Source organism: Desulfurobacterium thermolithotrophum DSM 11699 (genome assembly GCF_000191045.1).
GTDB lineage: Bacteria > Aquificota > Aquificia > Desulfurobacteriales > Desulfurobacteriaceae > Desulfurobacterium > Desulfurobacterium thermolithotrophum.
Genome location: NC_015185.1, coordinates 916,815 through 930,503, shown reverse-complemented (window position 1 = coordinate 930,503; position 13,689 = coordinate 916,815). Strand labels below are relative to the sequence as shown.

Sequence of the window (13,689 nt, the reverse complement as noted above, 5' to 3'; positions counted from 1 at the left end):
ATCTGAACTTCAACATCCGTACCTAATAATTACAGGAATTGCTTTATTAGGAGGTACGGAACTTCTCATTAATGCTTCAGCACCTAAAATTTTCCCAGAATTTAAATCCACCTTAGGCTGGAAGAATACTTCTATTCTATCGTTTTTAATATCTTCTTTTATATTAGAAAGTATCTCTATAGTTTCTCTTGAAAATTCAAGATCAAGAGAGTAGACTGCATAACTTAATTTTTCTTCACGAGCATGCTTTAAAGCTATTTCTGCTTTGGTTAAAACAGAATCGCCATGCTCAGGATAAAAAGAAAAACCAAAATTTACAGATAAAAAAATTTCACTACCATTAACCTTAAATGGTATTTCCAAAAGTTTTTTTATTTTATTAACTATGTATTTTATCTCTTTCGTTCTATCCGTTTCCCGTAGGCTAATAATTAAAAACTGATCAGAAACAGTCCTAAATAGTTGATAGTAATTTGGATTAAAAGATTTCCTTAGCCTTTCTACAAATTCTCTTAAAACTTTATCTCCTGTTTCTATTCCAAATGAGTCATTAATCAAAGAAAAATTGTCGATATCAACAAGTCCCACTAGAAAACGTTTTCCATTTTTCCTTAAATTCTCTATAAATTCTAAAGCACTTTTAAGATTTGAAAGACCTATAACTGAGTCATAACTATGAAGATCTACCATTTCCGTCAAGAAATTTTTCTCTCTAGAAATATCAAAGAAAAGAGCTATTCCAAAAGGAATTTCGTCAATAAAGGTTGAAGTTGCAATTATTAAAAGATGTCTTTTATTACCAGATAAAAGATCAAAACTTCCAATCCACTTTAGAACAAACTCTCTTTCAATTGATTCTTTAGAAAATAATTTGTGAATATTTCTTATTATTTCTTCCGGAAGAAAATCTTTTGCTGGTGAATTAATTATTTCAACACAAGGCTTTTCAAAAATTTTTTCTATAAAAGTATTAGCATACACAACTTGCTGTTTAAAAATAAGGACTCCTATAGGAATTTTCTGAAAAATCTGACTTAGTAAGAATAGGTTTTTAATATTAACATCGGGGATTTCTTTTATAGGTATTTTTATCTTTAAAAAAATTTTTAAATCAGCTATCCTTATATAAAGAATAGCTGTACTATCAACTAACTCTATAAAGGAAACTTTATCTTCTATTTTCTTTATCCATTCTGGAGGAGTTTGCGCTGAATCTTCCCAGAAAACCTCTAATTTAGCAATATCCCTCTCCAACTCCATCTTGAAATTCCCCAAAAATTAAAAAGGATTCTTTTGATAATTTTTTTCAATAAATAGCTTTTTTCATAAAATAGTATTTCTACGATACAAATATACAATACTATTACTGAATAATAGAGGAGAAATTTTCGTATGTCAAGCTTGTATGAGGGTGTTTGAAAATTGCCAAAATTAAGAAAAAAGCCTATCCTCTCCGGTATGAAAGCGAAAAGACTAAATTTCCACAAAGTACTCAACCTATCAAAAACATACATGAACCGGAGAGGACAGGCTGTACTGGTATATTTATATCCTTTTAAAACCAAAAGAGGAAGACCCAAGAAATACCCTGACGAGATAATTCTTACCCTTCTTTTCCTCCAAGTAGCCTGGAACCTATCATTCAGAGACCTTGAATATTTGGCAGTTCAGATATTTGGAAGAGAGAATATTCCTGATTTTTCAACCTATTATTACCGACTCAAGCAACTACCTTCCATTCTCCTTGTAGATTTTCTGAACTTTGTCTCTCGAAGACTCTTAGGGAAGTATCATAAAGAACTAAGATTTCTGATAATAGATGGAACTGGCTTCAAATACAATGAGATTTATCCATTGAAAATTCTAAGAGGCAAAGAGATAAAGGAGGTAAAAAGCCACGTTAAAGTTGTTGTATTAAGCGTTCATCTAAAAGATGGAAAAAGGTTCATTCTTACTGCATTACCTGGAGAGAGTTACGCTTCGGAAGTGAAACTTGGAGAGAAAATAGTTAGGTGGTTAAACGAAAGGGGATTTATATGGAGAGCTTTGAAAGGAAAGCCATTTTTAGGAGACAAAGCTTATGACAGCATTAAGTTTATTGAGCTTGTTCTGTTAGCAGGCTTAAAGCCTTACATAAAGGTGAGAGAAACATTAAGGAAGGGAATTAAATCTGAGATTAGGCTTAAATGCAAAGAGCTTTTAGAATCTGATGAAATTTACAGGTTTAGAGGACTGATAGAGAGTATTTTTGGAGAAGTTAAGCAGGATGTTGGAAGTTACGAGAAAACAAAGAGCTTTCATATAGCTCAACTGTTTGTTTTAGCTAAGTTTATCCTCTTTAACATGGGAGTTTTGTTCTTTGTCTGGATGATTTTTCAAACACTCTCCTTGCTTTGTCTCCTTAAATGTTAACTTTGATTATAATTAAAATTCTAGGAGGTTAGATGGCAAAAAAACGGCTTTTCATTGGAACTCTTACTACTGTTTCAGGTATAGAAGCTGTTAAAGAAAGAATAGAGCTCTTAGGAATTTTAGGAAAATGGGTAGAAAAGGAAAATATACATTTTACTTATAGATTTTTGGGAGATATTGAAGAAGAAAGGATTCCTCAAATTAAACAAATGTTAAAAAACAAACTAAAAGGAATAACTGCTCCTATGGTCACTTATAAAGGACTTGACGTTTTCCCAAATTTGAAATCTCCAAGAGTTCTTTGGATTGGAATGAAATCAGAGGAAATTGAAGAAGTAAAAAGAAAAATAGATCAGGCTTTAATGCCTTTTGGTTTTTCACCTGAGAAAATTTTTAAACCACATCTAACACTTTTAAGAATAAAGAAATTAAGGCATGCAACAAAGTTTAAAAGCTATCTTTTTCAAATGAAAGAACACTTTTTTGATAAAAAAGTTGAACAAAAAGTGTGTCTAATTGAAAGTAAACTAACTTCAAAAGGCCCTATTTACAAAGTTTTAGAGGAGATAATCCTTGATTGAGCTTTTTATTCCTCCTGTTGTTGGTGCAGCCATTGGATATTTTACAAATTATCTTGCAATTAAAATGCTCTTTCGGCCAATAAAGACTTACTATTTCTTTGGTTGGAAAGTTCCTTTTACTCCTGGACTCATTCCTTCCAAGAGAGAAAAGCTTGCAGAAGCTATTGCAAAGATTGTTAAGGAAAATCTTCTGACAGAGGAAGTTTTAAGAAAAAGACTAAACGAAGAAAAAATAAAAGAACATCTAAAGCAGTTTGTTGAAAAATTGCTTGATGAGTTTGTGGAAAATGGAGATACATATATCAAAGAAATTTTGGAGAATATTGAAAACGAAAAGCTCGAAAAATTTATTGATTTTACCTTTCTTGAAGAAAGGATATCAGATTTAATTAATAGACTCTTTGAGTTCTTAAATGGAAAAAAATTTGAAGAACTTTTAACTCCCGATTTGAAAAAAGAGTTAGAAAAGTTTATTGATGAAAAGATAGACGAAATAACAGAAGAGATTCTAAAGCTAACAAAAAAAGCAGAATTCAAAGACATAATTTACTATGGAGTAAGAAATAATCTTTTAAAGTTTAAGTTATACTTTCCTCTCTTAACAGAAAAGAGTGTTGACAGTTTTTCAGAAAAAATTTCAGATATGATTATAAAATTCATTGAAAATTCTACTTCTGATCCTCAACTCAAAGTGAAAGTTTCAAAGATTGTCTGGGAAAAAACAAGGGAATTACTTAATAAGAAAATTAATCTTTCAGGAGAAAGAGGTAAAAAGCTTAAAGAGATCGCTAATGAAACTGTTTTAGAAATTATAAATTCCTTTCGGGAAAAAAAGATTTCAGAGGTCTCTCAATTAAAAGAAGAAATCATTCCTCAAATTGTTGCTCTACTAAAGGAAGTCGTACAAAGAAAGAAAAATCTCATATCAGAAATTGTTACTGAAAGGCTTCTTCAAATAATTGAAATAGAGCTCCCTGTCATAATGGAGTCTGTTGACGTTGAAACTCTTGTTAAAAATAGAGTTAACTCACTTCCTATTGAAGAGGTAGAGCTAATAGTTTTAAAACTAATAAACGAAGAGCTCCGCTATATTACCCTTTTAGGTGGAGTTTTAGGATTCATTATAGGTAGCTTACAGGTTCTCTTCCTTCATTTAACCTCCTAATCAACGAAAGAGCACCATTTATTCCATCAATTGCAGAACTCGTTATACCACCTGCATATCCTGCACCTTCTCCAATTGGAAAGAGATTATCGGCAGAAATAGAAGAATAGTCTTCTCTTCTTACAATTCTTAGTGGAGAAGAGGTTCTTGTCTCAACTCCAACAAAAGTTGCATTTCCTGGAACAAAAAACGGAATTCTCTTACTCCAGTAGATGAAAGCTTCTCTAATGTGATCTACTATAGGTTTAGGAAGCAATTTATCAAGCCTTGCGCTTTTTATCTCAGGAATGTATCCCCCTTCAATAAGCTTATTTGAACTCTGACCTTCTATGAAGTCCCACACCTTTTGAGCTGGCATGGCATAGTTGCTACCTCCCATTACAAAAGCTGCTCTTTCTAAAGCTCTTTGAAATTCCATTGCTCTAAATGGATCATTTTCAAAATCTTTAGGAAAAACTTGAACAACAATTGCACTATTTGCATATCCACTATCTCTTTTATAGTTACTCATTCCGTTACAAACAACGCTATTTTCTTCAGATGATGCACAGATAACATAACCTCCAGGGCACATACAAAAAGAAAAAACGTTTCTTTCCCTACCTTTGTAAGTTAAAGAATAATCAGCGGGTGGAAGATTAGGATGTTTAAAAAATCTTCCATACTGCATTCTATCTATAGTTCTTTGTCTGTGGATGACTCGAAGACCAACCGCGAAGGGTTTTGCTTTTAAAACAATGTCTTCCTTTTTTAGCATCTCAAAAGTGTCCCTTGCACTATTTCCTATGGCAAGGAAGATATAATCAAACTTTTCAATAGATTCTATTCCTGTTCTTAAGTCCCTTAGATAAACTTCTTCAACCTTTCTATTTCTTACTTTCAATTTTTCAAGCTTTGTAGAAAATCTAAATACTACTCCTAATTCCTCTAGTTTTCTCCTTAAATTCGGAATAACCTCTTGGAGCTTATCTGTCCCTACATGAGGTTTATTCTCATAAAGAATTTCAGATGGAGCTCCACACTCGACAAAAATCTTATAAACAAAATGTTTTTTCTTGTCCTTAACTCTTGTTGTAAGCTTCCCGTCTGAAAAAGTCCCTGCCCCTCCTTCTCCAAACTGAACGTTAGAGTTTTTATCTAACTTTCTCTTTTCCCAAAAAAGTTTAACATCTTTAACCCGCTCTTGTATGGGTTTACCTCTATCAATAACTGTGACATCAAAACCAGCCTCGGCAAGAATTAAAGCAGAAAAAAGTCCTGCTGGTCCTGTTCCAACAATTAAAACGCTTTTTTTGGTTAAAACAGCAGGAACCAAAAGTTCTTCAATTTCCTTATGCTTCCTTACTTTTCCTTCTTCTATTAGTTTTTTTGCTGTATCCTCTGGAAGGTCAATAACAATTCTGTAAAGATAGTAAGGCTTTTTTCTTGCGTCTAAAGACTTTCTAACTATCTCAAACGTTGTTTCTATTCCTAACTTCCTTAGTTCCTCACTAAAAGTACTGTCAATCGGAACTTTTACATCTAACTCTACTCTCATCCGGTAACTCCAGTTTTAGTTTCTTTAAGAATTCAAGAAGTTCTTCTGGAAGTTTTTCGACTTCCTTTTCGTGTTCCTTTCTCTTTTTTTCATCAAGCTCTTCAATCTCAATAATAACTATTTCGTCAAATCCTTTTACTCCCAAACGCTTTTCAACCTTCTCTTTAACATATATCAAAGAATCTCTCTTTAAAACACCTGCTTTTTCTAACACATCTCCAACAAACTTTTCAGCATTATCTATATCTCTTTGTTTTACCCTTTTTGAAAAAAGAAATGAAACAGAAACTTTAACAGGCTTTTCTATAGGAAATTTATCTATCCCATAAGATAGTTTTTGAAGATGAAACTGGTAGATAGCTTCCTTTTGAGATGAAATAACCTGTGGATTATTAATGATAAAAGGTTTCATTTCTCCGTTTATCCGTCTATGAGATATCTTTTTATAGTTTGCTTTGCTTGGAATTTTTCCAACAAAGAAAAACTTGAACTTCACTACTGGCTCCTATAATATACTTTGGAAGTCAAAATATGCTACTTTCAAACTAAAAGGGAAGTACAGCAGAAATGGAAACTATTAGAAAATTTATAACCATACTTTCATTTTTGCTCATTCTTATTATTTTCTCAACTATTGGAATAATGCTCATAGAACAATGGTCTTTCCTTGATGCTCTATGGCATACAATAATAACTATCTCAACCGTAGGATATGGAGAAGTACATCCTCTTTCTACTGCTGGAAAAATATTTACAATGTTTGTAATCATTATTGCTTTTATTGTTTTTGCCTATGGTGCTTCTACAGTTGCATCTATGATTTTTGAAGGAGAACTTCAGGAAATCTTTATAATAAAGAGGATAGAAAAGATGATTTCTAAGCTTAAAGAGCATACGATAGTTTGCGGTCTTGGAAGAACAGGACAGGCAGCTATTAAAGAATTATGGAAAGAGGGAATTCCCTTTGTTGTTGTTGAAAAAGATAAGGCAAGAATAGAAGAAGCTAAAACAAAATATCCTAACCTTATTTACATCATTGGAGATGCAACGCAAGATGAAGTTCTTATTAAAGCAGGTGTAAAATCTGCGGCAAACTTAATTGTTGCAACGGCAGATGATGCAGACAATCTTTTCATAACTCTTTCTGCAAAGAACCTGAATCCCAAACTAAGAATCGTTGCAAGAGCAAACAGAGAGGAAAACGTTTTAAAACTAAAAAGAGCTGGAGCTACTGAAGTCATTCTTCCAAATGTAATAGGTGGTTTAAGAATGGCTTCCCTTGCGATAAGGCCAAGTGTTGTTACTTTTCTTGATATTGTTACCCATCACGGAGAAATAGATCTAAGATTAGAAGAAGTAAAAATTCCAAAAGGTTCTCCTTTTCATGGAAAGCTCTTAAAGGATCTCGAAATACCTAAAAAGACAGGTGTTATTGTTATTAGCATAAAAAGAGGAGATGGTTCATTTATTTTGAATCCTACCTCCACTACGATGATTTTAGAAGGAGATTCCCTAATTATAATTGGTACAAGAGAACAGGCTGAAAATTTGAAAAAACTTGTAAAGGTGGGGAACTGAAAAAGATTTAAGGTTTAGGAAAGATTAAATGGAAGCACGAACTTTAAATATGGTGCGGGAGGCGGGATTTGAACCCGCACGCCCGTAAGGGCACTGCCCCCTCAAGACAGCGCGTCTGCCGATTCCGCCACTCCCGCGCTACCTTGACGTCCCATAATATAAGACTCTTATTCTTTGTTGTCAACTTTTTGTTCGAGTTCAATACATGGTGGACACCTTAGCTTATATCTAGAAAACAAAATCTACTGGTCTACTACAGTTAGGACATATACCGTTTGAATCAAAAAGAACATCAACATTGTAACTAACTCTTCTAACAAGAAGAGCTCCGCACTGTGGACAGTAGGTAGATTCCCTTTCTGGTTCAATAACATTTCCAACATAAACATAGTAGAGATATTCTTTTGTAACGTCGTATGCCATATCTAAGACATTAACGGGAGTTGGTGGAGTATTCATCAGTTTATAGGCAGGAAAGAATCTTGAATAGTGAATTGGGGTTTCTTTACCAAGGTTTTCAGCAATCCACTTTCCAAATCTCTCAAAGTACTCAGGAGTAAACTTGTCAAAACCAGGAACTACTAACTTTGTTAATTCTAAATGCTTTCCTGCTTTCTTTATTTCTTCACAAACTTTCCAGACATTTGGATTAGGAAACGAAGAAAACTTTAGATAGTATTCTTCGTCCATACCCTTTAGGTCAACGTTAAAAGCATCTATTAAAGGTAAGAGCTCTAAGAGAGCCTCTATGCTTATGTTTCCATTGGTTACCATTACGTTCACAAGTCCAGCCTCTTTTATTTTTTTAGCAGTGTCTTTTACATATTCAAACCAAATTATCGGGTCGTTATAGGTATAAGCAATACCTATGGAACCATAACGTCTTGCATATTCAACAGCCATTTCAGAAGTAAATAATTGTCTTGAAGTTTCTTGTCTTGATATTTCCCAGTTTTGACAGGACTTGCAGTCAAGGTTGCAACCGTTTGTTCCAATAGAGAAGATTACAGAACCTGGATAAAAGTGATAAAGAGGCTTTTTTTCAATTGGATCATAGTTTGCCGATGTTATTTCTCCATAAATACTCGTGTAGAGCTTTCCTCCTTTATTTTTTCTGACAAGACAAAATCCCTGTCCTCCATCAGGAATAATGCAACTCCGAGGACATAGAATACATCTTACTTTGTTGGATTTAAGTGGCTCCCAGTATTTGGCTTCAACAGTTGGCATCTCTCCCTCCAGATTTACATTCTGTTTCTTAATTTAAGTGCTTCTGAAGGGAAAGAACAGAAAAAAATTCCTCCCTCCTCAAGAGGAGGGAGGAGTAACCAATTTGTATTACTCTCCAAAAACTCTTTTGAAAATGTAATCAACATTTTTTGTATGGTAGGAAAGATCAAATATCTCGTCGATTTCTTCTTCAGTTAAAACCTTTCTAACTCTTTCATCAGCTTTAAGAAGTTCTTTAAAATCTGCTCCCTCATTCCAGACCTTCATCGCGTTTTCCTGAACAATTGCATAAGAGTCTTCTCTTGAAAGTCCGCCTTTTTCAATAAGGGTAAGAAGAACTCTTTGTGAGAAAACAAGTCCTCTTAAAAGATTTAAGTTCTTCATCATGTTTTCGGGGTAAACTACAAGATTTTCCATTAGATTTGCAAACTTTTGAAGCATGTAGTCAAGAGCTATACACGCATCTGGAAAGATCGTTCTTTCTGTTGAAGAGTGAGAAATGTCTCTTTCATGCCAGAGTGGAATGTTTTCCATTCCAACGATTGAAGCACTTCTTACAACTCTTGCAAGTCCGCAGAGTCTTTCAGATAGAATTGGATTTCTTTTGTGAGGCATAGCAGACGAACCTTTTTGTCCTTTCCTAAATGGTTCTTCAACTTCCCTGACTTCTGTTCTTTGAAGGTGTCTAATTTCTGTTGCAAACTTTTCAATGGAAGATGCTGTTAAGGCCATTGCGGCTAAGAATTCAGCGTGTCTATCTCTTTGAACTACCTGGTTTGAAGCCTTTGCGTATCCAATTCCAAGCCTTTCACAGGTCATCTCTTCAACTCTTGGGTCAATGTTTGCAAATGTTCCAACAGCTCCTGATATCTTTCCAACTGCCGCTCTTTTAACAGCAGCTTGGAGCCTTTCGTAGTTTCTCTTCATTTCATCGTACCAGATAGCAAGTTTTAAACCAAAAGTAATTGGTTCAGCGTGAATTCCGTGGGTTCTACCTATCATGACTGTCATTTTATGTTCAAAAGCACGTTTCTTTATAGCTTCCATTACCTTTTCTATATCTTTTAGAAGGAGCTCTCCTGCCTGTTTTATTTGGAGAGCAAAAGCTGTATCAAGCATATCAGAAGAAGTCATACCAAAATGAAGGTACTTTGCTTCGTCTCCTACAACTTCTTTTATGTAGGTAAGAAAAGCAATAACATCGTGATTTGTAACCTCTTCTATTTCGTTTATTCTCTTGATGTCAAAATCTTTTTCACCTTCAAGAAAAGGTTTTACTTTTTCTTTTATTTTCTCAATAGCATCTTTAGGCAGTTTCCCAAGTTCAGCCCAGCTTTCAGCTGCTGCAACTTCTACCTTCAGCCAATTTCTTAGCTTATTTTGTTCATCCCAAATAGCTCCCATTTCTGGAAGAGTATATCTTGGTATCATCGAGACCTCCTTATAAAATCTGTTGAGGGAATTCTACACTACTCTTTCTTATTCTGTACTTTCAAACTTATTTAAGTTTGATAACGTTAACCATTGCAACGGCATAATCTTTTTCGTGGGATATGCTATAGATTAGCTGAATTTCTTTGTGATTTTTCAGCTTTACTTCTAAATTCTTTCCCCCTCCAATAATGACTATTTCACTTAAAGTTACTTTTTTCTCAATTCCTGACAGTGCTTTAATAATAGCTTCCTTAAGAGCAAAGCGGGCAGCAATACAACCTGCTAATTCTCCTTTTCTTTTTTGATAGCAATACTCTATTCCTTCCGGAAAGACTTTTTTGATAAATCGGTCTCCATACCTTTCAAGAAGTTTTTCCACTCTTTTTATAGATACAATATCCACTCCACACGATAAAAGCATGGCTTTAAGAGTTAATTATCCTTATCATTTCTTGAACTGCTTCTTTTAAACCTTTTAAGACAGCATTAGCTACTATTGAGTGACCTATGTTTAATTCTTCAATTTCTGGAATATCAGCTATAGGTTTAACATTTTTGTAAGTAAGCCCGTGACCGGCGTAGACTTTTAAGCCTAATTCCTTCCCTAATTTTGCTGCTCTTTTTAATCTTTCAATTTCTTCCTTTATTTCCTTTTCCTTTTTCTCATTAAAAGCTTCTGCATAACGACCTGTGTGAAGTTCAACTGCATCTGCATTGACTTCTTTGGCCGCCCTTATCTGCTCTTCATCAGGATCTATAAAAAGGTTAACTACTATTCCAGCACTTTTTAGTCTTTTCACAGTTTCCTCTATTTTTTCTTTTTGGCCAGCAACATCAAGTCCACCTTCGGTTGTTATTTCTTCTCTCTTTTCAGGAACAAGAGTTACTTGGTGAGGTTTTACTTGGATAGCAAGACTTACCATTTCTTCTGTTGCTGCCATTTCAAGGTTTACTCTTGAGTGAATTACTTCTTTTATTAGCTTTAAATCTCTTTCGTTTACATGCCTTCTATCTTCTCTTACATGAAGTGTTATTTGATCAGCTCCTGCAAGATCTGCAATGACTGCTGCATGAACGGGATCTGGTTCAAAAGTTCTTCTTGCGTTTCTAACTGTAGCTACATGGTCTATGTTAACCCCAAGTCTTATTCTTTTTCTCATCTTTCCTCCAAGTGACTTTAAGTTAAGAATTATAATTATAAATATAAACTTTAAAGGAGTATTTATGTTTAAAAAAGGTTTTACGCTTCTTGAGGTTATTATTGCTGTAGCAATCGCAGGGATGGCTTTTTCAGTATTTCTTATTTTATCTGGAAGAATAGCAGAAACTTCAGTACTTTCTTTGAAAAATACTCTTTCTACTATAGCTGCTCACAATTTGCTTGATGAAACAGTTTATATGGGAAAAAGTAATAGAGATACTTATATTCTTAACTACAAGATTAAAGCTAAGCAAGACTTTGAAGAACTAATGGGATATAGAATTGTGAAGGTTCAAGCAGGAACTGAAGATAACGAAATGATGGTAGAGCTCTATGAAGCCCGCTAAGGGTTTTACTTTAATTGAACTTTTAATAGCAGTATCTCTTACAATTTTTATTATTACTGTTTCTTATTCCTTTTTCAATTTTATAGAAAAATCTGGTAAATCTTCTGCTAAAAGCAGCAAACTTCAATCAACTATTTTTCCTCTTTTCTATGTTTTTTTAAAAGACATCGAATCTGCAGATCAGCGATATGGAACACTTTCTGTTAAGAAAGACGCTGAAGGAAATGAAACTTTAGAATTTTACACAAATTCTTGCTACTACTTTAAAGGAATATGCAGGGTAAAGTATTGGATATACGAAAACAGGGAGAAAAAACTACATTATCTAATAAGAAGCGAGTATAAGCTTAATTCTACATCTTTAACAGGTGTTGATGTTCCATTAACATCAAAAGTTAAAGAATTTAGTGTTTTCTTTTCAAAGTTTGGAAACTGGTACGATGGAATTCAAGGAGGAAAACCTTCTCTTGTTAAAGTTGTTCTTAAATTTGAAAAAGAGGGAGGAGAGCTCCCTCTTATACTTAAACTTAGAAATCAAACATTCTACTTATAGATTTTCCAAAGTGGATTCTTCTTATAGCTTCTGCAATCATTCCAGAAACAGATAAAACTTTTACTCCTTCAAATTTTTCTCTTAAAGGAATTGTATCTGTTACGACGACTTCTTTTATAACTCCTTCTTTAACTGCTTCTGAAAGTCTTTCAACTGCAGGACCTGAAAATACAGGATGAGTACAAGCTGTATAGACTTCTTTTGCACCTCTTTCTTTAATAGCTCTTGCAGCGTTAACAATTGTTCCGGCTGTATCTATGATGTCATCAATGATTACTGCTCTTTTCCCTTCTACTTCACCTATGATGTTCATAACTTCAGCAACATTTGGTTTAGGTCTTCTTTTGTCAATTATTGCTATTGGAGAACCCAATACTTTTGCAAAATTTCTTGCTCTTGCTACACCACCTATATCTGGAGATACAACAACAGTATCATCACCTCCAAGTCCTACAGAAAGGAAGTATTCACTTAAAACAGGTCTTGCTTGAAGATGGTCAACTGGAATATCAAAAAACCCTTCTACTTGCCTAGCGTGAAGATCTATAACGACGACATGATTTATTCCAGAAACAGTGAGTATATCTGCTAAAAGCTTAGCACTAATTGGGTCTCTAGGATTTACCTTTCTATCCTGTCTTCCGTATGCATAGTAAGGTATAACAGCTGTAATTCTTCCAGCAGAAGCTCTTCTTAGAGCATCAGCTATTAAAAGAAGTTCCATGATATTGTCATTAGCAGGATAGCAAAGAGATTGAATGATATAAACATCACAATCTCTGACACTTTCATTTATTACTACCTGAACTTCTCCATCACTAAATCGTCCAACTGTTACGTCTGCAAGAGGTATTCCAAGATTACCAGAAATAGCCCTTGCAAGCTGGGGATTTGAACTTCCAGTTATAAGTTTGACCTGTTTCATTTTACCTCCGAGAAATTTTTAAATTTTTCTTTAAATTTTTTTACATTTTCCTTGATATTACCGTTAAACACTGCTGAACCTGCAACTACTATACTAGCTCCTGCTTGGAGTACTCTTTGAACATTGTCTATTTTAATTCCTCCATCAACTTCTATTTTTACTTCAAGTCCTTTTTCTTCACATATTCTTTTCAGTTTCTTTATCTTTTCAACAGAAGTTTCTATAAACTTTTGTCCTCCAAAACCAGGGTTAACAGACATAACCAAAACAAAATCTACAAATGGAAGAATTTCCTCAAGAAGAAAAACAGGAGTAGAAGGATTTATGACTATCCCCGCCTTTTTATCAAGCTCTTTAATCATTGAAACTATCCTGTGGTGATGAACCGCTGCCTCAAAGTGGAAAGATATCCAGTCTGCACCAGCTTTTGCAAAATCTAAAATATATTTTTCTGGTTCAACTATCATAAGATGAACATCTAAGGGAAGTTTTGTTACATCTTTGATAGATTCAACCACCGGAATACCAATAGTTATATTTGGCACAAATCTGCCATCCATAACATCAATATGAAGAAGATCTGCTCCCCCAAGCTCAACTTCTTTTATATCTCTCTCAAGATTTGCAAAGTTTGCTGAAAGAATAGAAGGAGCAAGAAGTGGCATTTGAAATCCTCCTGAAGATTTGGCTGAATTCTACCAAATAAAAAAAAGGGGGCTCTTGCCC

General features: G+C 34.1%; 15 protein-coding genes and 1 tRNA gene. 6 read left to right on the top strand and 10 right to left on the bottom strand.

Translation table 11 applies throughout. From position 1 onward, the window contains the following. Nucleotides 1-9: 9 nt before the first annotated feature. Entirely contained in the window at nt 10-1,260 is a 1,251-nt protein-coding gene (locus DESTER_RS04745; protein WP_041737430.1) for a diguanylate cyclase domain-containing protein, read from the bottom strand. 162 nt (nt 1,261-1,422) lie between these two features. On the opposite strand from DESTER_RS04745, the gene DESTER_RS04740 reads away from it, so the two are divergent. Genes DESTER_RS04740 through DESTER_RS04730 form a run of 3 tightly spaced genes read left to right on the top strand, consistent with a single transcriptional unit; the run spans nt 1,423 to nt 4,158 of the window. Then, on the top strand, nt 1,423-2,412 hold the full coding sequence (locus DESTER_RS04740; protein ID WP_013638516.1) for an IS5-like element ISDeth1 family transposase: 990 nt from the start codon (nt 1,423-1,425) through the stop codon (nt 2,410-2,412). A gap of 32 nt (nt 2,413-2,444) precedes the next feature. Further along, nucleotides 2,445-2,993: an RNA 2',3'-cyclic phosphodiesterase gene (thpR, locus tag DESTER_RS04735; RefSeq protein ID WP_013638515.1), complete on the top strand. Its 549-nt coding sequence runs from the start codon at nt 2,445-2,447 to the stop codon at nt 2,991-2,993. Further along, nucleotides 2,986-4,158, top strand: coding sequence for a DUF445 family protein (locus DESTER_RS04730; protein WP_013638514.1), 1,173 nt, complete (start codon nt 2,986-2,988; stop codon nt 4,156-4,158). The genes thpR and DESTER_RS04730 overlap by 8 nt, the downstream gene beginning before the upstream one ends. Here DESTER_RS04730 and DESTER_RS04725 read toward each other — a convergent pair. Then, nucleotides 4,115-5,695 carry an NAD(P)/FAD-dependent oxidoreductase gene (locus tag DESTER_RS04725; protein WP_013638513.1) on the bottom strand — a complete coding sequence of 527 codons (1,581 nt, stop codon included), beginning with the start codon at nt 5,693-5,695 and terminating at the stop codon, nt 4,115-4,117. The genes DESTER_RS04730 and DESTER_RS04725 overlap by 44 nt on opposite strands. Further along, nucleotides 5,661-6,191, bottom strand: coding sequence for a RusA family crossover junction endodeoxyribonuclease (locus DESTER_RS04720; protein ID WP_013638512.1), 531 nt, complete (start codon nt 6,189-6,191; stop codon nt 5,661-5,663). The genes DESTER_RS04725 and DESTER_RS04720 overlap by 35 nt, the downstream gene beginning before the upstream one ends. A 71-nt stretch (nt 6,192-6,262) precedes the next feature. Here DESTER_RS04720 and DESTER_RS04715 point away from each other — a divergent pair, with 71 nt between their 5' ends. Beyond that, complete coding sequence (locus DESTER_RS04715) at nt 6,263-7,273, top strand: potassium channel family protein (RefSeq protein WP_013638511.1); 1,011 nt, start codon at nt 6,263-6,265, stop codon at nt 7,271-7,273. Between the two features lie 50 nt (nt 7,274-7,323). Here the strand turns inward: DESTER_RS04715 and DESTER_RS04710 are convergent. The 5 genes from DESTER_RS04710 to DESTER_RS04690 form a co-directional block, all read right to left on the bottom strand. Continuing rightward, a tRNA-Leu gene (locus DESTER_RS04710) sits at nt 7,324-7,410 on the bottom strand. Nucleotides 7,411-7,501: 91 nt separating this feature from the next. Further along, nucleotides 7,502-8,503, bottom strand: a complete 1,002-nt coding sequence (gene amrS, locus DESTER_RS04705; protein ID WP_013638510.1) for an AmmeMemoRadiSam system radical SAM enzyme — start codon at nt 8,501-8,503, stop codon at nt 7,502-7,504. A 108-nt stretch (nt 8,504-8,611) separates the two neighbouring features. Further along, a complete protein-coding gene (purB, locus tag DESTER_RS04700; protein ID WP_013638509.1) occupies nt 8,612-9,934 on the bottom strand; it encodes an adenylosuccinate lyase in 1,323 nt (440 codons plus the stop codon). Nucleotides 9,935-10,001: 67 nt separating this feature from the next. Continuing rightward, nucleotides 10,002-10,358, bottom strand: coding sequence for a holo-ACP synthase (gene acpS / locus DESTER_RS04695; RefSeq protein WP_013638508.1), 357 nt, complete (start codon nt 10,356-10,358; stop codon nt 10,002-10,004). A gap of 4 nt (nt 10,359-10,362) precedes the next feature. After that, nucleotides 10,363-11,097: a pyridoxine 5'-phosphate synthase gene (locus DESTER_RS04690; RefSeq protein ID WP_013638507.1), complete on the bottom strand. Its 735-nt coding sequence runs from the start codon at nt 11,095-11,097 to the stop codon at nt 10,363-10,365. 64 nt (nt 11,098-11,161) lie between these two features. On the opposite strand from DESTER_RS04690, the gene DESTER_RS04685 reads away from it, so the two are divergent. Continuing rightward, the gene (locus tag DESTER_RS04685) at nt 11,162-11,485 is read left to right on the top strand and encodes a type II secretion system protein (protein WP_013638506.1); all 324 of its coding nucleotides are present in this window, start codon (nt 11,162-11,164) and stop codon (nt 11,483-11,485) included. Beyond that, the gene (locus tag DESTER_RS04680) at nt 11,472-12,038 is read left to right on the top strand and encodes a PulJ/GspJ family protein (protein WP_013638505.1); all 567 of its coding nucleotides are present in this window, start codon (nt 11,472-11,474) and stop codon (nt 12,036-12,038) included. The genes DESTER_RS04685 and DESTER_RS04680 overlap by 14 nt, the downstream gene beginning before the upstream one ends. On the opposite strand, the gene DESTER_RS04675 is transcribed toward DESTER_RS04680, so the two are convergent. Both DESTER_RS04675 and rpe read right to left on the bottom strand, forming a co-directional pair. Further along, complete coding sequence (locus DESTER_RS04675; RefSeq protein ID WP_013638504.1) at nt 12,013-12,963, bottom strand: ribose-phosphate diphosphokinase; 951 nt, start codon at nt 12,961-12,963, stop codon at nt 12,013-12,015. The two genes, DESTER_RS04680 and DESTER_RS04675, sit on opposite strands and share 26 nt — an antisense overlap. Beyond that, the gene (gene rpe, locus DESTER_RS04670) at nt 12,960-13,628 is read right to left on the bottom strand and encodes a ribulose-phosphate 3-epimerase (protein ID WP_013638503.1); all 669 of its coding nucleotides are present in this window, start codon (nt 13,626-13,628) and stop codon (nt 12,960-12,962) included. The genes DESTER_RS04675 and rpe overlap by 4 nt, the downstream gene beginning before the upstream one ends. Between the last annotated feature and the right edge of the window lie 61 nt (nt 13,629-13,689).